Annotated in this window: 21 protein-coding genes; 14 read left to right on the forward strand and 7 right to left on the reverse strand. The window is 60.1% G+C overall.

The annotated features are described in order from the left end of the window. Positions 1-4 precede the first annotated feature (4 nt). Genes PST29_RS09500 through PST29_RS09525 form a run of 6 tightly spaced genes read left to right on the forward strand, consistent with a single transcriptional unit; the run spans position 5 to position 5,492 of the window. Positions 5-1,678, forward strand: a complete 1,674-nt coding sequence (locus PST29_RS09500) for a phage tail-collar fiber domain-containing protein (RefSeq protein WP_060842909.1) — start codon at positions 5-7, stop codon at positions 1,676-1,678. Positions 1,679-1,686: 8 nt separating this feature from the next. Further along, positions 1,687-2,397 carry a DUF4376 domain-containing protein gene (locus PST29_RS09505; protein WP_060842910.1) on the forward strand — a complete coding sequence of 237 codons (711 nt, stop codon included), beginning with the start codon at positions 1,687-1,689 and terminating at the stop codon, positions 2,395-2,397. Beyond that, on the forward strand, positions 2,394-3,317 hold the full coding sequence (locus tag PST29_RS09510; protein WP_060842911.1) for a hypothetical protein: 924 nt from the start codon (positions 2,394-2,396) through the stop codon (positions 3,315-3,317). The genes PST29_RS09505 and PST29_RS09510 overlap by 4 nt, the downstream gene beginning before the upstream one ends. Next, positions 3,314-3,847 carry a baseplate complex protein gene (locus tag PST29_RS09515; RefSeq protein ID WP_060842912.1) on the forward strand — a complete coding sequence of 178 codons (534 nt, stop codon included), beginning with the start codon at positions 3,314-3,316 and terminating at the stop codon, positions 3,845-3,847. The genes PST29_RS09510 and PST29_RS09515 overlap by 4 nt, the downstream gene beginning before the upstream one ends. Further along, positions 3,844-4,548: a hypothetical protein gene (locus tag PST29_RS09520; RefSeq protein WP_060842913.1), complete on the forward strand. Its 705-nt coding sequence runs from the start codon at positions 3,844-3,846 to the stop codon at positions 4,546-4,548. Before PST29_RS09515 ends, PST29_RS09520 begins: the two co-directional genes overlap by 4 nt. After that, a complete protein-coding gene (locus tag PST29_RS09525; protein WP_060842914.1) occupies positions 4,521-5,492 on the forward strand; it encodes a hypothetical protein in 972 nt (323 codons plus the stop codon). Before PST29_RS09520 ends, PST29_RS09525 begins: the two co-directional genes overlap by 28 nt. On the opposite strand, the gene PST29_RS31660 is transcribed toward PST29_RS09525, so the two are convergent. Beyond that, positions 5,489-6,490, reverse strand: coding sequence for a hypothetical protein (locus tag PST29_RS31660; protein WP_148659611.1), 1,002 nt, complete (start codon positions 6,488-6,490; stop codon positions 5,489-5,491). The genes PST29_RS09525 and PST29_RS31660 overlap by 4 nt on opposite strands. A gap of 39 nt (positions 6,491-6,529) precedes the next feature. After that, positions 6,530-7,459: a hypothetical protein gene (locus PST29_RS31665; RefSeq protein WP_148659612.1), complete on the reverse strand. Its 930-nt coding sequence runs from the start codon at positions 7,457-7,459 to the stop codon at positions 6,530-6,532. A gap of 1,202 nt (positions 7,460-8,661) precedes the next feature. Between PST29_RS31665 and PST29_RS31670 the strand changes: the two genes are divergently transcribed. The 6 genes from PST29_RS31670 to PST29_RS09550 all read left to right on the forward strand — a co-directional run bounded on the left by PST29_RS31670 (position 8,662) and on the right by PST29_RS09550 (position 12,041). Then, positions 8,662-8,967: a hypothetical protein gene (locus PST29_RS31670; RefSeq protein ID WP_148659613.1), complete on the forward strand. Its 306-nt coding sequence runs from the start codon at positions 8,662-8,664 to the stop codon at positions 8,965-8,967. 89 nt (positions 8,968-9,056) lie between these two features. Continuing rightward, positions 9,057-9,248, forward strand: a complete 192-nt coding sequence (locus PST29_RS09535; RefSeq protein ID WP_016964335.1) for a hypothetical protein — start codon at positions 9,057-9,059, stop codon at positions 9,246-9,248. Positions 9,249-9,718: 470 nt separating this feature from the next. Beyond that, the gene (locus PST29_RS09540; protein ID WP_060838270.1) at positions 9,719-10,159 is read left to right on the forward strand and encodes a hypothetical protein; all 441 of its coding nucleotides are present in this window, start codon (positions 9,719-9,721) and stop codon (positions 10,157-10,159) included. A 397-nt stretch (positions 10,160-10,556) separates the two neighbouring features. Further along, positions 10,557-10,922, forward strand: a complete 366-nt coding sequence (locus PST29_RS09545; protein ID WP_047302868.1) for a glycine zipper domain-containing protein — start codon at positions 10,557-10,559, stop codon at positions 10,920-10,922. Positions 10,923-11,030: 108 nt separating this feature from the next. Beyond that, complete coding sequence (locus tag PST29_RS32235; RefSeq protein ID WP_164990755.1) at positions 11,031-11,192, forward strand: hypothetical protein; 162 nt, start codon at positions 11,031-11,033, stop codon at positions 11,190-11,192. A gap of 153 nt (positions 11,193-11,345) precedes the next feature. Beyond that, the gene (locus tag PST29_RS09550; RefSeq protein ID WP_060842916.1) at positions 11,346-12,041 is read left to right on the forward strand and encodes an HAD-IA family hydrolase; all 696 of its coding nucleotides are present in this window, start codon (positions 11,346-11,348) and stop codon (positions 12,039-12,041) included. Positions 12,042-12,165: 124 nt separating this feature from the next. Here the strand turns inward: PST29_RS09550 and PST29_RS09555 are convergent, their stop codons facing one another. Continuing rightward, positions 12,166-12,912: a 3-oxoacyl-ACP reductase family protein gene (locus PST29_RS09555; RefSeq protein WP_060842917.1), complete on the reverse strand. Its 747-nt coding sequence runs from the start codon at positions 12,910-12,912 to the stop codon at positions 12,166-12,168. 125 nt (positions 12,913-13,037) lie between these two features. On the opposite strand from PST29_RS09555, the gene PST29_RS09560 reads away from it, so the two are divergent. Beyond that, positions 13,038-13,961: a LysR family transcriptional regulator gene (locus tag PST29_RS09560; protein WP_060842918.1), complete on the forward strand. Its 924-nt coding sequence runs from the start codon at positions 13,038-13,040 to the stop codon at positions 13,959-13,961. Positions 13,962-13,997: 36 nt separating this feature from the next. Here the strand turns inward: PST29_RS09560 and PST29_RS09565 are convergent, their stop codons facing one another. The 3 genes from PST29_RS09565 to PST29_RS09575 all read right to left on the reverse strand — a co-directional run bounded on the left by PST29_RS09565 (position 13,998) and on the right by PST29_RS09575 (position 17,579). Further along, on the reverse strand, positions 13,998-14,726 hold the full coding sequence (locus tag PST29_RS09565) for an aspartate/glutamate racemase family protein (RefSeq protein ID WP_060842919.1): 729 nt from the start codon (positions 14,724-14,726) through the stop codon (positions 13,998-14,000). Positions 14,727-14,781: 55 nt separating this feature from the next. After that, positions 14,782-16,329 carry an NCS1 family nucleobase:cation symporter-1 gene (locus PST29_RS09570; RefSeq protein ID WP_060842920.1) on the reverse strand — a complete coding sequence of 516 codons (1,548 nt, stop codon included), beginning with the start codon at positions 16,327-16,329 and terminating at the stop codon, positions 14,782-14,784. Between the two features lie 515 nt (positions 16,330-16,844). Then, positions 16,845-17,579, reverse strand: coding sequence for a phosphoadenylyl-sulfate reductase (locus PST29_RS09575; protein WP_016964342.1), 735 nt, complete (start codon positions 17,577-17,579; stop codon positions 16,845-16,847). 175 nt (positions 17,580-17,754) lie between these two features. On the opposite strand from PST29_RS09575, the gene thrH reads away from it, so the two are divergent. After that, positions 17,755-18,372 (forward strand): bifunctional phosphoserine phosphatase/homoserine phosphotransferase ThrH, encoded by a 618-nt coding sequence (thrH, locus tag PST29_RS09580; protein ID WP_060842921.1) that lies wholly within the window; start codon positions 17,755-17,757, stop codon positions 18,370-18,372. A gap of 114 nt (positions 18,373-18,486) precedes the next feature. Here the strand turns inward: thrH and pabB are convergent, their stop codons facing one another. After that, a complete protein-coding gene (pabB, locus tag PST29_RS09585) occupies positions 18,487-19,830 on the reverse strand; it encodes an aminodeoxychorismate synthase component I (protein ID WP_060842922.1) in 1,344 nt (447 codons plus the stop codon). Positions 19,831-19,965: the final 135 nt, after the last annotated feature.

Raw genomic sequence — 19,965 nt, forward strand, 5'->3', positions numbered from 1 at the left:
CCCCATGGGGGCCACTATCACCCTGGCGGGCGAAAGCCTGATTGCACAGAAACAAGCTGCAAAGCAGATCCTCAACGCCGCCCGCTTCATCCTGGCCAACGTGCCAGGGCTCGACCCTGAAAAGCCTGTTGATCGTGCGGCCGGCAAGCCGCCAGTGGCGCAGATCGTCGGCGCCTTCAACGTGACCCAGGCCGGCTATGTAAACCCTAACCAGGTCGTCTACAGCGTGATGCTGGGCAGCGATATCGGGGACTTTGATTGGAACTGGATTGGCCTGGAAACCGTCGATGGCGTGCTGCTGATGGTGGCTTATGTGCCCCTGCAGCAGAAACGCCGGAACCAGCTACCGCAGCAGATCGGCAACAACGTCACCCGTAACTTCCTGCTGATGTTCGACGGGGCCAAGGCCCTGACGGGGGTCACCGTGGATGCCAGCACCTGGCAGCATGACTTCACCGTCAGGCTGGCCGGCATCGATGAGCGCCAGCGTATGGCAAACAGGGAGATGTTCGGCCGCGCCTGCTACTTCGGGCCTTCGATGAGCCTAAAGCGCGTGGGCAACGTTTTCAGGCTGGAACCCGGCACCGCTTACGTTGAGGGCATCCGGATTGTGCAGCCTACGGCGATCGACTTTCCTGTGCCGGCTGAGCCAACGAGCTTCTGGCTGGACGTGTCGATGCAGCGGCACCTGAGCAACGTGATTGCCAGTTGGCAGTTCATTACCAACCCGGACAAAACGGATCACGTCGATGAGGCCGGCGCGCTCCATTTCCGCGTAATGCTGGCCAACTGGTTTGATAACACGCTGTTGGATGCCCGCTATGCGGAACCAATCGACGGGCCCCTGGTGGAGCACTTCGCCGCCCGGGTAGGTGACTACGCGAAGTTGCGGGCCCGGGCCACGACAAAAGAAGACGTGAAACTGGGCAACCTGCCCAACGCCAAAAGCGACGATCCGAGCACCAACAGTAGCGAGATCCTGGCGACGACCGCCGCGCTGAACAACCTGAAACAACAAGTCGGGGATTCAATGACCGGCATGGTCGCCCCGTTTGCGATGCCCGCGGCGCCTGCAGGCTGGCTCAAGTGCAACGGCGCGGCCGTTTCACGCAAAGCCTTTGCCCAGCTCTTCGATCGCATCGGGACGCGATATGGCGCCGGAGACGGGGTAACGACTTTCGGACTGCCTGACTTGCGGGGTGAGTTTGTCCGGGGTTGGGATGATGCCCGGGGCCTGGACCCTAACCGTGGCCTGGGCTCTGTTCAAGCAGGACAGAACGCCTCGCACGTACATACCGCGTCGGCCGCTGTAAGCGGTCTGCACAGCCACCCAGGCGCTGCGACTTCCTCAGATGGTGCCCACACCCACACAGGTAGTACCACTCAGAACGGCAATCACAGCCACTTGTTTAACCACATCAATACACCGACGTCAGCGGACCGGCCCGGTGTCGGTGCGGCCCTGCACTACTCGGCGTTAGGTTGGACGGCAGACAACCGTATCCAAGCTGCCGGGGACCACACCCACGGCCTGAACATCGACAGCGCCGGGGCGCACGCTCACGGCGTCACTGTGCCCCAGGACGGCGCCCACTCGCACGCCATCACCGTCGATGCATCCGGCGGCGCTGAAGCGCGCCCCCGCAACATCGCGCTGCTGTATTGCATCAAGTATTGAGGTGCTGCATGAAGACAAAAACCGTTTATCAAACCGATCAATTCGGCCTCTACATAGGGCCGGTCACAGCGGACGAGTCGCCCCTGGAACCGGGCGTCTGGCTGATTCCGGGTGGCTGCGTCGAGGTTGAACCACCTGCACCAGGTCAACACCAGGTGCCCCACTGGAATGGCAAGCGCTGGCAGTTGGTGCGGTCCTTCCAGGGGCTGACGGCCTACAGCACGGCCACCGGTGAGCCACTGCAGATCCACCAGGTGGGCGAACTGCCGTCTGGCTACACGCTGAGCGTTCCGGGGCCTGGTCAGGTCTGGCGCAACGGCGAATGGGTGGACGATATCCCGGTCTTGCTCAAGCGCCGGCACGCCGAATGCACCCTGCAGGTGAACGCGGCCTGTGAAGCGGCGATTACCGGGGGCTTTTGGTCCAGCGCCCTGGGCGCCCCTCACAAGTACAGCAGCCAGCTGGATGATCAACTGAACCTGACCGGTGTCATTCTCGCGGGCCTCGACACGCTCTATGCCTGCCGCGACCAGGCCGGCGCCAAGGAGTTTCGGGCACACACCGTCGAGCAGATCCGAAAGGTGGGTGATGACTTCACCGTGTTCAAGCTGCAGCCACTGCAGCGCGCCAACGTGCTCAAGCAACGGCTGGACCAGGCTCTGGCCAGCGGTGACCTGGTCGCGCTTGAGGCAGTGACCTGGGAGAGCGCAGAGCCATGACCTGGGCACCGGTGACCATGCGCTGGCCAGAGCAGGCCACCCGCTGGATGGGGGACCTGTCAGCGGCCAAGGCGCTGGCCGGCGGCGAGCTGGCCAGCACGGCCGAACGCCTGGCGGGACTGGATGGCATGACCAGTACCAACCCCGGGCCGGTTGGTGCTGCAGCTGAACAGGCGATCGCCGCCGGCAGAGCTGCCCTTACCAGCCAGATGGGACAAGCGCCGGCCTGCCTGGCCGTCACGCCGTTTCAAAGCGGCGTGGGCACTGGGCGGGGGAATCAGCTCTACCTTTCGGCCCCCAACCTGCTGCAGCAGCTGGCCCTCAAGCTGGGCGACAGTGCCGACGGCGGCCTGCCGATCGGCCAGCACTACGCGCTGTCGGTGATGTTCCTGGGCACGCGCTACGAGCAGTTGGCCAAGACCCTGGCACGCTTCAACGCACTGCTGCCGATCCCTGACCTGGTGCGCGCTGAGCGCCGCGCCGATCACCTGGCCAAGCTGGAGATGGAAAAGTGGGTGATGCCCACGGCCGGCACCCTGCCGCGCTGGGCGGATCTGCCCCTGGAGCGTTGCACCCTGATCAAGGCGGCCAAGCAATCCATGGCGGGCCAGATCGCCGTCCTGGAGGGCTACGCGGCCGACAGCTCGCCCATGGGGGACTTGGCGGCCCTGGCCAAGCGCAAGGCCGCCCAGCAGAAAGGCCGCGATCAGCAGCTGGACGACCTGAAAGCCTTGCTGGCCGGTGGCAATGCCGATCACAGCATGCGCGTCCGGTTGCTTGGTCCGGGTGGCCCGGGCGACCTGCGGCGGGCCTTGCTGGAAGGCGAGGCACCGGGGCATGAGTGGGTGCTATGTGCCGGGGTGCTGCTGGTGGGCTCGCTGGAGGGCCTGAGCTTCGTTCGTGAACTGGTGGGCCTATGACGCTGCTACTCGATGGCCAGCAGGTGCTGGGCAAGCGTATGAAGATCACCGCAAACCTGCGGATCGAAAGCGACGACCTGTCAGGGCAGACCAGTAACACCGACACCGCCCACAAGGGCTTCAAGCCCAAGACCCTGACGGTTGCCCTGATGATCCCCTACGTCAACCAGGGCCAGTTGCGCGACCTGATGCGCCTGGCCGAGGCCACCACCGGCGGCGGGCGGCTCAAGCTGTACCGGATCGTCAACGACACGGCCGCTGCTTTCGGCATCCGCGAGGTGCAGTTCTCCGAAGGCGTGAGCGCCCGCGAGGATGATTCGCTGGCCGCCTGGCTGGTGCAGTTCACGCTGTCCGAAAAACTGTCGAACCCGGAGAAAGTCGAGAAGCGCCGCGCAGGCAGTGGCGTCAGCGCGCAATCGGCGCCTGGGCTAGGCGTGGGAGGCGAAGGCGGCGGCGAGGCTGGCCAGGAGCTGACAGGCTTTGAATCGGTTCTGAAACGGGTGGACGACTACCTGGGGGGCAAGTCGTGAAACTGCACAAGGTGCTGACCATCGGCGGCAAGCCTTACGACCTGGTCAAGGACGAGGTACGGCTGGACGCCAAGAGCCCGGGCCGTGCCACCTTCACTGTCCAGGCCGGGGCGCCGGTCAAAGGTCTGGTGACGTTCGATATCGGTTACAACGAGCGCACACTGCAGCGTCATTTCATCGGCTACGTGGAGCGATCGACCGCGGTCAACGGCGTGCAGCAGATCCTGGTCTGCCGCGAACTGGCGGCGATCCTGGCCAACCCGCTGCCGCTGAACCTGCGCCACGTCGATCTGCGGGGCGTCCTGGCGGCGATCAGCAGCCAGACCGGGCTGCGCTTCCGGGTGCCGGAAAAGTCCTATGCCCAGACCAAGGCCCCGTTCTTCTACAGCCTGGCCAGCGGATACCTGGCCATGGACAGCCTGGCCCAGGTGTTCAGCATCCCCGACTTTATCTGGCAGCAGCAGGGCGACGGCGAGGTGTTCGTGGGCAGTTGGGCGGATAGCTTCTTCGGCACCCGTGCACCGATGCAGCTGCCCGTCGAGCTGTTCGACGGCTACCAGGGCAATCAGAGCGCCATGATCGCGGTTCTTCCAGGACTGCGCCCGGGCGCCACCTTCAACCAGGGCGAGCGGGTCACCAGCGTGACGCTCGCCGGCAATCAGATGGCCATCAAATGGAAGACGCAATCCGCCGCAGCGTAGAGCGGCAATTCCCCGAACTCACCGGTGGTTATCACCTGCCACGCTTCGGCCGTGTGGTCGCGGTGCCAGATGCGCCGGCGGCGCCCGGGCTGTGCGACGACTTCCGGCCGCGCTACGGCGTGGACGTCCAGGTACTGCTGCCGGATGGCGAGCCCGACCCGGATCTGCCGATCCTGGCGGGCCTGCCGCTGCCGGCGCCCATGGGCGGCCAAGAGGCCGGCATGTTTGGCTTCCCCGAGGAAAACACCACGGTGGTGGTGTGCTTCGCCTACGGGCTGCCGCACAAGCCATTCATCCAGCAGATCCTGCCGCACGGCCTGAGCCTACCCCGGGTGCCGAGAGGTGATCAGGTGTGGCAACACAGCGAGGCCTGCCAGCAGCGGGTCGATGCCGACGGCAACTGGCTGCGCCAGACCGATGGAAAGATCCAGGACAAGGCGATCGAGCGCGAGGTGGAAGCCCTGGACAACGCCGAGCGCTTCCAGAATCACACCAGGACGGTGGACGACCATTCGACCGAGTCAGTGGGAGGGGTTAAGAAGATCGAGGCCATGGGCGCGCTCAAGCTGCTTTCAGGCGGCTCCGCCAGCCTGGCGGCTGTGGATGACCTGCACCAGGCCACCGGCCGCGACTTGAACCTGGTGGTGGGGCAGAAGCTCAACGCCACAGTGGGCGGCGACCTGCAGGAGCAGATCCACGGCCTACGCAAGAGCGTTGCCGGGATCAGTCAGCGCCTGCAGGCGCCCAAGACCTGGCTCGGGTCGGAGTCGGTCAACGTCCTACAGGTACTTTGTGAACTTCTGGATGTTGTGGAAAAAATGAACTTGCAATTAGCCACACACGTGCATGGAACCTCTCCTGTTCCTGGGAATGCTGGTCAATTTACGGCTAATGCTTCAAAAGTATTGTCTCTCGCAAATAAGTTGAAGTCAGTAACATATTAAATCTGTGGATTTCCTTCTAGATTTTCTTGCCGTGCTCGAAGGCGAGTTGTGATGTCTAATATGGTTTCAAAAAATAGCTCGGTATGATTTCCTCGAACATATAAAAACATGTCAGGTACTAGTGGAGGAGGGAACTCTATAGTGGATTCGAGCATTACAGTGAAGTTCTCGCAGGCAGCTAGTGTTTGATGCACGATAAATGCAAGCGCTGGAACTAGCGGGACTATGTTGTTTTCTTTTACTTCGTGATCGTGCCAGATATTAATTTCATTAAAAGGTCTGCTGTTTTGGGAAACGGATAGCTCGCCGTCGCCTATGAAAATCGAACTTAACTGCGAGCCATGGTGAACAATATTGTCTCGATAATATCTCAGGGATAGAAAGAACTCTAAGTGGCTTTCATAAAACTGTGCCCAAGCTAAAGGCAAGTTGTATTTTTCCATCATGATTTTTGCGTTAGAAGGTTTGGTGTCATTTAGCATTAGCTTGGATAGTTTTGTTGGAAGATTTTTCTTGTTTTTCTCTCCGTTTATTAAAATGTTATTCCATATCTTCTTATGAATTTCGTAAAGCAGATCAAAAATACTTCTGCAAACGGAGAATAGATATTCTACCTCCGTTACGATAATGCGAGACAAACCATCTCTTGTGGATAAACTCATTTTTCGAAAAATTTCTAGCTTTCCAAATATGGCCGACAAATTATAAAAGTCGTCTTGAAGGCCGTTTAGAGGTTTTATCATTTGTGGAAAGCTGGCGCGCTGCACCATAAAGTTTAGAAAGTGCGAAAAAAAGTCTCCGGGAGCTGCCGGTTCTTTTGAGAAGTAAAACGCTTCGCAAGGCCAGGCGTTCATTTCTAGTAATTTTTCTCCTGCTGCTACCCATAACCGCCACTCGCCATCGTCATAGAACGTAAGACAGGTAAAAATGCGGCCGCATACGTTCTCGGTGTCTAAGTATGGGATTTTATTAAATTCGCTCGGGCTTATAGTGGTCACTATTTCAATCCTTCGATATGGGGCCGTAAAACCATCTTGTTAGCGGCGCTTCGCAATAATTTTTTCTATTAGTAGCTCGCGATCGAAAGTAATCCGTATAGTTGCTATGTTTTTTGCGTCAACAATGTTATTTATAAAAAATGACTTTTGTTTTTCGCTGTCAATTATATTGCTGTCGATATCCCATTTTGCAATGACTCCCGCAAGGTAGTCTGGGAGTCTGACAAAGTCATCATACCAAGTGCCATTGTTTTGAGTGGCCGCTGGGACTGCTTTTTTTATTTCATAGCAGCTTGTTTGTTCTTTGTGTTTTTCGAGCACGCCAGCTATATACAGTTGTACAAAATCTGAATATACGCCATCACACCATGAAGTCATTTTGTCTCTGTCTGGGAAAAGCCCAATCAGGTGAGCGCCTCTTCTTATTAGTTTGACTGAGATAAAGCTTAGTAAGCTGGCAGTGGCTATCATGTCGGCAAATAATTTGTGGTTGAATCCTTTTGCTCTTGATGTTTCGAGTAAGAGTTTAAATGGCTTTAATCTTTCCCGCGGGCAATCTGAATTATTTAGGCTGCTAATTAATAAGGATATATAATTCTTGGTCGCCTCGGGGTCTTTAATTCCGGTAGCATAAGGAATGATATTTTGATGCCCTTTCAGTATGAAGGCGAAGTGAAACATTTGAGTGTTTTTGAATAGATCTATGGCTTGCTGACTTATATTTTTTACGTGCTTCAAATCTTTGGGGATTGCGAGACTTATACGATCAGATATTTTTTCTGGATCGTCATCCATTGGGATTATGCTAATCGCCCAAGTTCTGTTTGGATGGTTGGGAGCATTGATACAAAAGTCCGAGGAAATTAACCACTTTCCATTGTGGTTATTGTTTTCTATGAACTTTGAGAATTCGTCGTCCTCATGGTCTGGAAATTTGCTAAGAAGTGCCTCCACCAAAGCTGGTCCCATGCTATTTACTCGGTTATTAATCGAAGTGCAGTTTTTGTCAGGTGGAAGAGTAGCCGGGTTTTTAGCTGAGCAGTGCCATGGCTCACAGTTCAACTCCTTTCACACGGAGCCATCAGGGCCATGCTTAGGCTCATGTTCCCGAGCTTACCTAAAAGGAAGCTCGTCAAGGCGATACGTTAGGGCTGTGTTGATCAATCACGGGAAAGTTGCGGAGCGTGGTATCACACGAGGCGCTGGATTGTTGACTCCAATGATCTCAATCAGCGTGCGAACAACGATCATTGAAGAAAAAACTTGAAAAAAAGCACTTATCCCCCTCCCGCCGACGGGCTCTGCGTCACTTCTTTGTGCAAAGCCAGGTGGTGGTGCAAACCATGCCCCCGCTCAGGCCCGCTGCGGGGTCTGTCGGGTGTTTGGTGATTGCACGGTGTGCAAGGTTTTGTGAAGACGTGTAGCGGCCTTGCACAGTTGTATGCGGGGCTGGCGAGTTGGGCGGGGAGGGGAGACGCCCAGTTTACAAGGACGTCAGTTGCGAAAAGCCGCGGAAGGTTGGGTTTTCGTTTTTGGTGTCGTTCGCTCCAGGGGCGCATAAGTCACCGGCCAGCGTGTTATCAAAACAGCTGTGAGGCCCAGCCGGCGGGGCTATCTGATGTTCTGCAGCATTGCACAGCACCGCCATGAGCGTGGTGCTTTGCAGGGCCTATATAGAAGACGTGAAAAAGTACCTGGACTGATGATTCAGGACCGTTTTTCAGATGAGGGCTGGGAAAAAGGTAATTTTGGTAATCGATGGGTCAAAACGGGCTGGAGCCCTTATGGAACGTGGCTTTCAGACATTACCTTGGAGGGTAATTTTAGGTAATAAGAAAGGTAATATTTTGTTCAAGCCCTTATTTTGCTGGGGTTTGGGGCTGTCAGGCATTACTCAGGCTGAAGGTAATTTTCTAACCAATTACTTACCTCTTTATTACCTCTTGAGGTATTCTATAAGTACCTGATTTTATTGAATTTTCTTGAGTTTCTGACAGCGCATTACCAAAATTACCTTTTTCCCAGGGCTCAACATAAATCGGGGAAAATGGCATTTTTGGCCCCTCGCAGCATCCTGGCTGACAAACCCATGGGACTGCCATGGGACTGGCGAACCTCGATTTTTACGAAAGCAATCGAGCTGCAGCCCTTGTAATCCGTGTACTTGCATAATGAAAGTAGCTTTGCGGGTAGTTTCGAATCTCTCCTTCACCGCCAAATTCGATGTACAGAAAACCCCTGGTTTCCGCGAGAAGCCAGGGGTTTTTTGCATTCTGACCCTAGGCTCGGTGCCTGTTGTGGCTGGTGCGTGCAGGCTTGATCAGGCCCTGTGGCCGTTGATGATTGTTGTGGGTCTTGTCGACAGGTTCTGCCGCCGCTCCGGTTGTGCGCGAAAGATTGTCCTGGATCAGCTTTCCTCCTGGTGCCTTGGCCGCTCGTCGGTGTCTGGCGATTTTGAACGGCAGGTCGGTAAATGACTGTCTAGTCTGATCTGCCGTGGCGATCAGTATTTTCCAGGCAATCAGGAGCTTGCCGGTACTGATCGGTTGTTGGAGGGAGCTGGGAGATGAGGAGTCTTGCCTATATCGAAGACAACGGGGATGAGTTCCCAATCAACAACTTGGTGCGTTGCGGTCAGGCCGCATTTGAAGTGGAAGATCAATCCCGGGTCAGCGTGAGTAACAGGAAAAAAACTGCACCGCTGCCGGTAGCCAGTAATACGATGTTTTTCCCCAAGGCATTGCCGAAGAGAAAGTAAAGTTCAGTTATAAGAGCCCCGCCAGATGCGGGGTTTTTTATTGTCCGCAGGTTATCGATGACAGATGTTGGAAGGCCCGGCGTTTCAATGGAGGGGACGGCAAGTGTGTTCAGGGCGCGAGGTTGCCCAGGGCAGGGCGGATAAGCTGTTTCCCGGGGTCAGGCGGCGTTTTCCGGGGGCTGTGGTGCCGTGGGCAAGTGCCATTGTTAGGTGGGGTTCAGTGGTGTTGCGGGTCAGGAGCATGCGGCAGGGGTGAGCCAGTTTGTGTATTAAATTTTTGATTGATTTTGAGTAGCCGTATTAATTGTTTATCGCCAGTGCGAAGAGTTCAGTAAAGAAGGTTCTGTTGTGATTTGGGAATCTTCTTATCTCAATTGGCTATAACTGACGATATGTTCCTTATCCCGATTAAAGCGGGGCTGTGCATCCAGCGATGATGCCTCTATATGAAAAGCGATAAGGAAATAAACGTGAAAGCTATTTTCAAACTCCTCGCCCTGTCCACGCTTGTAGCCGCTGCCACCGGTTGCACCAGCTACAACATCAGCCAGCCATCGGCGCCTATCGACAGTCAGGTCAAGGCTGACCTGAAGGCGGACGTGGCAGTGGGCGAGGCGATCTCGGGTCAATCGTCGGTGAACATCCTGTTTGGCTTCCTGCAGTTTGGCGGCGATAGCCAGTTCGCTGACGGTGTGGCTTACGGCGGTGATGGTGGCGGTGCATTGGGTGGCCTGGGCCTGGACCCGGTCAGCTCGGTCAAGTCCGCTGCGGCCTACAAGGCCGTCAAGTCGTCGGGCGCCGACCTGATCGTTGCCCCGCGTTATGAAGTGAACGAAGAAAACTACTTTGTCTTCAAGAAAGTCTCGGTCACGGTCAAAGGCAATAAAGGCAACATCCGCAGCATTCGTTGATTCGTGCTGCGCATGAGCGTCCTGGGTGGAGGCCGGATCGTGCGGCGGCAGTCTTCCAAGGGGCTGCGGGCTGCCGATCTGGCCTGAACATCTTCAGTCAGGTGAGCTGAAGTTGCCTCGGGATCTGTGAGTTGAAGGATCTGCCGCTGTTGCTCCCAGCGGTAGGGTCTTTTCACAGAATCTTCACATCTGCCTGAGTACGCTCAAACCATCCGTTAAACGCAATACCCCTAGCCCGTTCCCCAGCGGGCTTTTTTTTGCGCGGTGATAAAACTCTTTTAAAATCAGCTGTCCAAGCCACCGGAGAGCAACCCGGTGTTGCCGTGACGCCGCATCTCGGGCGGCGCGGCGCTGGTCTTACAAGTCGGTTCCACAGTCTTTTTTTGAGGTTCAAGTCATGCGTTCAACTTTACCTGCCCTGGTTGTGGGACTTCTGCTGGCTCAAGGCGCCATGGCCGGTGATGGCACCGCAGCCATCGGTGGCGGCCTCGGCGGTGCGCTGGGCAACGTGGTCGGCCAGCAGCTCGGTGGCAGCACCGGGGCAGCCATTGGTGCCGGTGTGGCCGGGGCGGCCGGCAGTGCAGCGGGTGCGCGCAAGGGCAGCCGGGCCAAAGCGGCGATTGGCGGCGGCCTGGGTTCGGCAGGTGGGTCGCTGATCGGCAACCGTCTGGGCGGCAGCACCGGTTCCACCGTGGGGGCCGGTATCGGCGGCGCGGCGGGCGGAGCCCTGGGCAGCAGCATGGGCCACAAGAAGCGTCATTGATCGTTGTTGTTTGCAAAGAAACCCGGCCCTGTGCCGGGTTTTTTGTGCGCGTCGGTTCTGGCTTCACCATACTCAACAGTGCCAGCCCCGATATCCCAGGAGACGATCATGCCCCGCGAGACTCCAGGCACTACCCAGCCACCCTCCGTCGAACCGCAGGTGATCAACGACCCGGGCAACGAAGATCCGGGCTCCTTGATGGACGATGCGCAAGTGCCGTTGCAAGAGGCACCTGAAGCGCAGGAGGACGAATCCTCGGACGATGCCTGATGCCGTCCCGTGCAACCCTGGCCATGCCCCTTGGTTGCTCCTGACCCAGCCCCGCCGCTATGCTGCCAAACCCTTTAATTGACGCGTTGCCAAGAACACGGGCCGTATCCGAGCCGCTCCCTGGAATGTACTTTTGCTAACGGATCCGATGCGATGAATGCACAGTTGAATGATTTGGGGCCGATCAAGGCGGTGATTTTCGACATGGATGGCCTGCTGCTCGACACCGAGGGCATCTACACCGAGATCACCCAGTTGATCGCCGAGCGTTATGGCCGCACCTACGACTGGACCATCAAGCAGAACATCATCGGTCGCGGGGCCGCTGATCTGGCGCGCTACGTGGTGCAGGCCCTGGACCTGCCCATCAGCGCCGAGGAGTTCCTGGTCATGCGCGAGCCGTTGATGCGCGAGCGCTTTCCCCGCGCCGAAGCCATGCCGGGCGCCCAGCAACTGGTGCGCCACTTGAAGGATCACCGGATCCCCATTGCGGTGGGCACCAGTTCGTCACAGATGTCCTTTGGCGAGAAAACCACCCGCCATGGCGAATGGTTCGCCCTGTTCGACACCATCGTCACCGCCGATGATCCGGAAGTGACGGCGGCCAAGCCGGCGCCGGACATCTTCCTCACCGCCGCCCGACGCTTGGGCGTGGCGCCGCAGGAGTGCCTGGTCTTCGAGGATTCGCCGTTCGGCGTGACCGCTGCCCGGGCCGCGGGCATGAGCGTGATCGCGGTCCCCGATCCGGCCATGGCCGATGCCAAGTTTGCCCATGCCGACAGGATTCTGCGTTCGCTCAAGGGCTTCGAGCCTGCGACCTGTGGTTTGCCCCATCTGATCTGGGACTGAACGGGCGAGAGCGGCGTTCGCCTGTTGGAATAAGGCACTGCCAGGTTGTTTCCAGCCGCAAGCCGCAAGCTCGGGAGCCGGGCCACCTCAGATGGGTGGCCCGGCTTTTTTCTGCTCGCGGTTTTCAGGCGCTGAAGCCGCCGTCGATGCTCAAGCTGGCACCGGTGATATAGGCCGCTTCTGGGCCGGCCAGGTAGGCCACGAAACCGGCGATCTCTTCGGCACGGCCGTAGCGGCGCACGGCCATGAGATCCAGCAGGCTTTCGGCAAAGGCCCCGTCGGCCGGGTTCATGTCGGTGTCCACCGGGCCGGGCTGGACGTTGTTGATGGTGATGCCCCGTGGTCCCAGGTCCCGCGCCAGGCCTTTGGTCAGGCCCACCAGCGCGGCCTTGCTCATGGCGTAGGGGCCGCCACCGGCGAAGGGCATGCGCTCGGCGTTGGTGCTGCCGATATTGATGATGCGTCCGCCTTCGCCCATGTGCCGCGCAGCCTCCTGGGTGGCGATGAACACGCTGCGGATGTTGATGGCCAGGGTCTGGTCAAAGTCTTCCAGCTTGAACTCGTCCAGCGGGGCCATTGCCAGTACCCCGGCATTGTTGACCAGGATGTCGAGGCCGCCGAAGGCCTGGGCGGTACGTTGCACGGCCTCCCGAATGGCGTCGGCGTCGGCGCTGTCGGCCTGAATGGCCAACGCCTTGCCGCCCTTGGCGAGGATGCTGTCCTGCAGGGCCTGGGCCTTGCTCGCCGAGCTGACATAGGTAAAGGCGACGCTGGCGCCTTCGGCGGCCAGGCGCTCGACGATGGCGGCGCCGATACCGCGGGAACCGCCTTGGATCAAGGCCACTTTGCCGCTGAGGTTGTGCTTGCTCATGTGCTTCTCCAGAGGTTCAAGGCCGGGTGCCTTGTGCTTGGCGTCGAGTATTGATTGTCGATTGGCCGCTGTGTAGCGGGTAATTCCTATACTCTGTGTAAACCAAAAGTATGGAATGACCGGTGATGGAAGCTTTCGGCAGTATCGAATGTTTTGTCCGCAGCGCTGAAGTCGGCAGCTTTGCCGAGGCGGCGCGACGCCTGGGATTGACCCCTGCCGCGGTGGGAAAAAGCGTAGCCAAGCTGGAGGCGCGGGTGGGTGTACGTCTATTCCAGCGCAGTACCCGGCGTTTGACCCTGACCGAGGCCGGGCGCTTGTTCCTGGCGGAAGTCAGCGACAGCCTGCAGACCATCCAGAATGCCGTGAGCAGCCTGTCCACCGTCCAGGGGCGCCCGGCAGGCACGCTCAAGGTCAGCATGGGAACGGTATTTGGCTGTTTTTACATCGTGCCGATGCTCGCCAGCTTCCTGCAGCGTTACCCGGATATCCAGCCGGACTGGCATTTCGACAATCGCCAGGTGGACCTGATCGGCCAGGGCTTCGATGCCGCCATCGGTGGCGGTTTCGAGTTGCCGCAAGGGGTGGTCGCCCGGCGCCTGTCCCCGGCCCATCGGGTGCTGGTGGCCAGCCCGGCCTACCTCGCGGGGCGAGCGCCGATCCGTGATCCGGAGGACCTGCAGCATTGCCGGGGAATCCTGATCCGTTCTCCGCAGACCGGCCGCATCCGTCCCTGGCAACTCAGCGGGCGCGGCGGTGGCGTGCGCCCGTTGGAGCTCAAGGCCAGCATGACCATGAGCGATTCCGAAGCCGCCTGCGTGGCGGCCGCCCAGGACCTGGGGTTGGCCCTGGTGAGCATGCCGTTTGCCGTCAACTACCTGCGTTCCGGCGCGCTGCAACGTGTCTTGCCGGATTGGTACGTGGATGATGGCTACACCTCGATCTACTACGCCGAGCACAAGATGCTCCCGGGCAAGACCCGGGCGTTCGTCGACTTCGTCATCGAGCAATTCGCCGAGCAAGGCCTGGCGCAAACCTTCAGCGCCCTATAGCCGCCGGCTCACCGGCGAACCCGGGCGCCGCCGGCCTCAGCGTCCCAGGCGCAGCGGCCAGCCAACCACCCGTTTCGGCCGCGGCGTCGCGTAGGTCCGCACCTTCGAGGTGGACAGCCCCAGACGCACCAGGGACTCGGCGACGGTGACCGCCGCCGTGACCCCATCCACCACCGGCACCCCGGTGCGCTGGCGGATCTGTTCATCCAGCCCGGCCATGCCGCCACAGCCCAGGCAGATCACTTCGGCCTTGTCCTGGGTTACCGCCAATTCGGCCTGGCGCATGATGGCTTCCACCGCCCGCAGCGGGTCTTCCTCCAGCTCCAGCACCGCCAGGCCGCTGGCCCGCACCGAGGCGCAGCGCTCGTAGAGGCCGGACAGCTTGAGCCGGTCCTCGATCAGCGGCACGGTGCGATCCAGGGTGGTCACCACCGAGTAGGCATGGCCAAGGAACATCGCGGTGCTGGCAGCGGCGTCGGTGATGTCCACCACCGGCACATTCAGCAACTCCTGCAGGCCCTCGCGGCCGTGCTCGCCGTAACCGGCCTGGATCACTGCGTCATAGGGCTGGTCGTAGGCCAGCACCCGATCCATCACGGCGATGGCCGCCAGGTAGCTTTCGAAGTTGCCTTCCACCGATTCGGCGCCGAAGTAGGGGGTCAAACCGACGATTTCCGTTCCCGGCGCCGCCACGCTTTGCGCCTGGCGGGCGATGGCTTGGGTGATGGAGTCGGTGGTGTTGACGTTGACCACGAGAATGCGCATGGGGGTTCCTTACTGGTTGGGCAGTTCAAGGCCCGGCGTACCGGGCCGTTCAGGTTCAATGACTGACGTTGTCCACGGCGATGGATTCGCCGCTGACATCGGCGTACCCGGGTTGGCGCTTGGCGATGATCAGGTACAGCAGGCCGGCGATACCGGCACCGATCAGCCAGGAAAACGGCGAGACGCTGGCAAAGCCCGGCACCAGGGCCAGCACGATGGCGATCAGCGCCGCGGGCACGAAGGCCGCCAGCGCCCGCAGATTGACCCCGCGGCTGTAGAAGTACGCGCCTTGCGGGTCTTCGCTGTACAGCTGCGGCACGTGGATCCGGGCTTTGCGCAGGATCCAGTAGTCCACCATGATCACCCCGTACAGCGGGCCGAGCAGGGCGCCCAGGCCGGAGAGGAAGTACACGATCACCAGCGGGCTGTTGTACAGGTTCCACGGCAGGATCAGCACCGCCAGCGCCGCACTGATCAGCCCGGCGCGGCGGAAGGTCAGGTACTTGGGCGCCAGGTTGCTGAGGACGAAGGCCGGGGCGACGAAGTTGGCCATGATGTTCACCGCCACGGTGACGATCAGGAAGGCCAGGCAGCCCAGCACCAGAAACAGCGTATTGGGGATCGAGGCGATGATCTGGGTCGGGCTTTCGATGACCTGGCCGTTGATCTGGAACTGCGCGCCGCACAGCAGCACGGTGATGGTGGCGAACACCAGGATGTTCACCGGCAGGCCCCAGAAGTTGCCGACCTTGATGGTCTTGCGGCACGGCGAGGAGCGCGCGAAGTCGCAGAAGTTGAGAATCAGCGTGCCGTAGATCGCCAGCCACAGCGCGCCGCCGGCGAAGATCTGCCGCCACATTTCGCCACCGCTCAACGGCTCGCGGATCGACCAGGCAATCTGCCCGTCGGCCTGGGTGTACATCCACCCGGCGAGGCAGGCCACGGTCAGTAGAATGATCGGCCCGGCGAAGGCTTCGTAGCGGCGGATCATCTCCATGCCGTAGGCGAGGATCACCAGCTGCACCAGCCAGATCACCACGAAACAGGCCCAGCCCAGGCTCGACAGGCCGAGGATCGAGTCGTGGTCGTAATCGGCGAAACCGGGATGGATCGCGGTCAGCAACACGCGAAACACGACCGAGGCCAGGTAGGTCTGGATGCCGAACCAGGCGATCGCGATCACCGCGCGGATCAGCGCCGGTATCTGCGCGCCGTGGATGCCGAAGCTGATGCGGCTGATCACCGGGAACGGCACGCCGGTCTTCTGCCCCATGTAGCCGGACAGGTTCATGAAGCAGTACACCAGCGCCGCGCCTATCCCCAGCGACAGCAGGATCTGCCAGCCGCCCAGGCCCAGGGCGTAGAGGCCGATGGCAAAGGAGTAGTTGGCGATGTTGTGCACGTCGTTGGTCCACAGGGCAAAGATGCTGTAGCCACCCCAGCGCCGACCCTCGACCTTGGTCGGTGCCAGGTCGCGGTTGTGCAGGCGCGGGCTGAGGACAATAGGGTGCGGGTGGGGATCGGCGACGGGGTGCTGGGCGTTGGGCGAATGCAGCGAGGAGGGCAGATCCAGTGCGATGTGGTTGGAAGGGCTGGTACGCATTCCGGCATGCTCCTGACTCCAGCCCTGGATGACTGTGCTTGAGCGCAAGGCTCGACAATCTTCGTCGCAGGGGAGGAATCACTGGGTTCGGGGCATCTGCAGCTTGAGTCGTGGGTCAGGCGTGCGGATGGTTAGTGTATGTATGTTTTGCTTGTTTTGTATACAAAACATAAGTCGACTAAAGCCACTTCTGTGCCAATTTTGCAGCTATGAAATCGGCTGCTGATTTCGTTTTGTTATGAGTTGCGCCTAACTGCATGAAACAGCGGGATTAAAAATTGACCGATTGAACAGGTATTTATTTTTTCTCGGGCGCGACAGTGCATGCCACGAAATCCGGTGGGAGAAAGGCCTGTAACCTTTTGGGGCGGCGGGTTCTGAAAGTGCACACAAAAATGGCACTGATGGTGACATTTCTGTGTACATCTTTGTTGTTGGCGTGGGCTGGGCGCGTTCGCTTTGTCAGCCAAGGCGTCCTCGGGGTGAGGAGCCTGGCGCCGGCAGAAGAAGGGAGGTCAGGCTTTGCTGATGAGGTTGCCGGCGTGCAGGCCGCATTCCTTCTGGGTGGCTTCTTCCCACCACCAGCGGCCTTCGCGCTCGTGCTGGTTGGGCAGTACCGGGCGAGTGCAGGGCTCGCAGCCGATGCTGATGAAGCCGCGTTCATGCAGGCTGTTGTACGGCAGTTCGAGCATGCGGATGTAACCCCAGATCTCCTCGCTGCTCATCTGCGCCAGCGGGTTGAACTTGTACAGCGGGCGTTCGGGGGTGGAGAAGGCGCTGTCGATCTCCAGCACCGCCACCTGGCTGCGGGTGCCTGGGCTCTGGTCGCGGCGCTGGCCGGTGGCCCAGGCGCTGACGGTGGACAGTTTGCGTCGCAGTGGCTCGATCTTGCGGATGCCGCAGCATTCGCCGTGGCCGTCCTTGTAGAAGCTGAACAGGCCCTTTTCCTTGACGAAGGGTTCGAGCTTGCTGTGGTCCGGCGAGATCAGTTCGATGTCGATCTTGTAGTGTTCGCGCACCTGATCGATGAAACGGTAGGTTTCCGGGTGCAGGCGCCCGGTGTCGAGGCTGAACACCTTGACGTTCTTGTTCAGCTTCCAGGCCATGTCCACCAGCACCACATCCTCGGCGCCGCTGAAGGAGATCCACAGGTCGTCACCAAACTGGGCGAAGGCCAGCTTGAGAATGTCCTGGGCGGATTTGTTGGCATAGGTCGCGGCGAGTTCAGCGACGTCGAACGATGGGTTCATCAGGGCGGTTTCCTACAGGTCGGTGGCGCTGTGCGCTCTATAGGGGGGCGATCTTAACAAAATCCACCCGGCCCTGGCGCGCTCCTCTGCGTTGCGCCTGCGCAGGCGAGTCGCTAGAGTTCGGCAGTCCTTTTGCTCGCTCAACGTCAATAATCAGAACCAATGGGAGTGTCTTGTGGAAATTGCCTGTCTCGATCTGGAAGGTGTACTGGTCCCGGAAATCTGGATCGCCTTTGCCGAAAAAACCGGGATTGAATCCCTCAAGGCAACCACCCGGGATATTCCCGACTACGACGTATTGATGAAGCAGCGCCTGCGGATTCTCGACGAACACGGCCTGAAGCTGTCGGACATCCAGGAAGTGATCGCCACCCTCAAGCCCCTGGAGGGCGCGGTGGAGTTCGTCAACTGGCTGCGCGAGCGCTTCCAGGTGGTGATCCTCTCCGACACCTTCTATGAGTTTTCCCAGCCGCTGATGCGCCAGCTGGGTTTCCCGACCCTGCTGTGTCACCGCCTGATCACCGATGACGGCGGTCGGGTCACCGGTTACCAGCTGCGCCAGAAGGACCCCAAGCGTCAATCGGTGCTGGCCTTCAAGAGCCTGTACTACCGGGTGATCGCCGCGGGGGATTCCTACAACGACACGACCATGCTCGGCGAGGCCGATGCCGGCATCCTGTTCCATGCCCCGGACAACGTGATCCGCGAGTTCCCGCAGTTCCCCGCGGTGCACAGCTTTGCTGAGTTGAAGCAGGAATTCATCAAGGCTTCCAACCGCCCCCTGAGTCTGTAAAGCGCACCTGTAGCCGCTGCCGCAGGCTGCGACAAGCCCCGCAGGGGCTTCAAGGCCTCAAGGGCGACGCCTGCTTCGCAGTCGATCGCAGCCTGCGGCAGCGGCTACAGGGGGTCAGAGCCCCTGCAACGTTTCCAGCAACACCCGCACCTTGGTGATGGATTCCTGGTACTCCGCCTGCCAGTCCGAATCCGCGACGATTCCGCCGCCCCCCCAGCAACAGATCTGCCCGTCCTTGGCCAGCAGGCTGCGGATGGCGATCGAGCTGTCCATTTCTCCGCGCACGTCCAGGTACAGCAGCGAGCCGCAGTACAGGGCACGTCGCGTGGGCTCCAGCTCGTCGATGATCTGCATCGAGCGGATCTTCGGCGCGCCGGTGATCGAGCCGCCGGGGAAGCTGCCGGCAATCAGGTCCAGGGCGTCCTTGCCGGGTGCCAGTTCGCCGGTGACGCTGCTCACCAGGTGGTGCACGTTGGGGTAGCTTTCCAGGCTGAACAGCTCCGGCACGCGCACCGAGCCGGTGCGGCAGGTGCGCCCCAGGTCGTTGCGCAGCAGGTCGACGATCATCAGGTTTTCCGCGCGGTCCTTGGGGCTGGACAGCAGCTCGGCGGCGTTGGCCGCATCTTCGGCCGCATCCCGGCCGCGCGGGCGGGTGCCCTTGATCGGCCGGGTTTCCACCCGGCCCTGGCTGACGTGGACGAAGCGCTCCGGCGACAGGCTGAGCACCGCGCCGCCGTCCGGCAGGCGTTGAAAGCCCGAGAAGGGCGTCGGGCACGCCGCGCGCAACGCGCAGTAGGCGACCCACGGCTCGCCCTGGTACTGGCCGCGAAAGCGTTGGGCGAAGTTCACCTGGTAGCAGTCGCCGGCCTGGATGTAATGCTGGATGCGCTGGAACGCCTGACGGTAATCCTCGGCACTCAGGTCGGCCTGCATGGGCCGGCTGAGTGTGAACGAGCCTGCCGCCGTGGCGGGCGGTTGGCTGAACAGCTGGATCAGGCGCCGACGCTCTGCCTCTTCCAGGCTGGGGTGGAAAAGCAACTGGCTGGTGCCTGCCTGGTGGTCATTGATCAGCGCCCAGGCGTACAGGCCAAAGCGTGCGTCCGGCAGGTGCAGGTCATCCCGGGCCTGGCTCGGCAGGCGTTCCAGATGGCGGCCGAAGTCGTAGCTGAGGTAGCCGATCAGGCCGCCGGCGAAGGGCAGTTCATAGGGCGCCGGGACCTGGGCCGGACCCAGTTGCTGCAGGTTGTGCCGCAGGCGCTGGAGGAAGTCGCCGCCACTTTCGTCGGCGGCCACCGTCAGCTCGGCCAGCGGCCAGGCGCTGAGCAGGTCGTAGCGACCGCGCTCGGCAGTGGGCCGGCCGCTGTCCAGCAGCACGGCGCCGGGAGCGTGTTCGATTGCCGCGAAATACTCGGCGGGGTTGGCGCGATAGGGGAGCGGGTGTACGGAACAGGTCAACATGCGGGGCAAATCAGCCATCGGAGCGCGGTTGGCGATTGTATGCCTGTGCAGGAGTTGCTCCTAGAGGGGATGTCGGCGATTGCCTGATTCACGGCGCATTCACCGACCTGTAGCCGCTGCCGCAGGCGGCGAAAG

The sequence above is a fragment of the Pseudomonas sp. St29 genome, assembly GCF_001547915.1.
Lineage (GTDB): Bacteria > Pseudomonadota > Gammaproteobacteria > Pseudomonadales > Pseudomonadaceae > Aquipseudomonas.

Bases quoted from the DNA above. Each gene is read 5' to 3' on its own strand.
- PST29_RS09550 (WP_060842916.1), top strand. From the start codon at position 11,346: ATGAATGCACAGTTGAATGATTTGGGGCCGATCAAGGCGGTGATTTTC.
- PST29_RS09535 (WP_016964335.1), top strand. From the start codon at position 9,057: ATGAGGAGTCTTGCCTATATCGAAGACAACGGGGATGAGTTCCCAATC.
- PST29_RS31665 (WP_148659612.1), bottom strand. From the start codon at position 7,459: ATGGGACCAGCTTTGGTGGAGGCACTTCTTAGCAAATTTCCAGACCAT.
- PST29_RS09560 (WP_060842918.1), top strand. From the start codon at position 13,038: ATGGAAGCTTTCGGCAGTATCGAATGTTTTGTCCGCAGCGCTGAAGTC.
- PST29_RS09570 (WP_060842920.1), bottom strand. From the start codon at position 16,329: ATGCGTACCAGCCCTTCCAACCACATCGCACTGGATCTGCCCTCCTCG.
- PST29_RS09505 (WP_060842910.1), top strand. From the start codon at position 1,687: ATGAAGACAAAAACCGTTTATCAAACCGATCAATTCGGCCTCTACATA.
- PST29_RS09555 (WP_060842917.1), bottom strand. From the start codon at position 12,912: ATGAGCAAGCACAACCTCAGCGGCAAAGTGGCCTTGATCCAAGGCGGT.
- PST29_RS32235 (WP_164990755.1), top strand. From the start codon at position 11,031: ATGCCCCGCGAGACTCCAGGCACTACCCAGCCACCCTCCGTCGAACCG.
- PST29_RS09575 (WP_016964342.1), bottom strand. From the start codon at position 17,579: ATGAACCCATCGTTCGACGTCGCTGAACTCGCCGCGACCTATGCCAAC.
- PST29_RS09525 (WP_060842914.1), top strand. From the start codon at position 4,521: ATGGAAGACGCAATCCGCCGCAGCGTAGAGCGGCAATTCCCCGAACTC.
- PST29_RS09500 (WP_060842909.1), top strand. From the start codon at position 5: ATGGGGGCCACTATCACCCTGGCGGGCGAAAGCCTGATTGCACAGAAA.
- PST29_RS09510 (WP_060842911.1), top strand. From the start codon at position 2,394: ATGACCTGGGCACCGGTGACCATGCGCTGGCCAGAGCAGGCCACCCGC.
- PST29_RS09515 (WP_060842912.1), top strand. From the start codon at position 3,314: ATGACGCTGCTACTCGATGGCCAGCAGGTGCTGGGCAAGCGTATGAAG.
- pabB (WP_060842922.1), bottom strand. From the start codon at position 19,830: ATGTTGACCTGTTCCGTACACCCGCTCCCCTATCGCGCCAACCCCGCC.
- PST29_RS09545 (WP_047302868.1), top strand. From the start codon at position 10,557: ATGCGTTCAACTTTACCTGCCCTGGTTGTGGGACTTCTGCTGGCTCAA.
- PST29_RS31670 (WP_148659613.1), top strand. From the start codon at position 8,662: ATGAAAGTAGCTTTGCGGGTAGTTTCGAATCTCTCCTTCACCGCCAAA.
- PST29_RS09565 (WP_060842919.1), bottom strand. From the start codon at position 14,726: ATGCGCATTCTCGTGGTCAACGTCAACACCACCGACTCCATCACCCAA.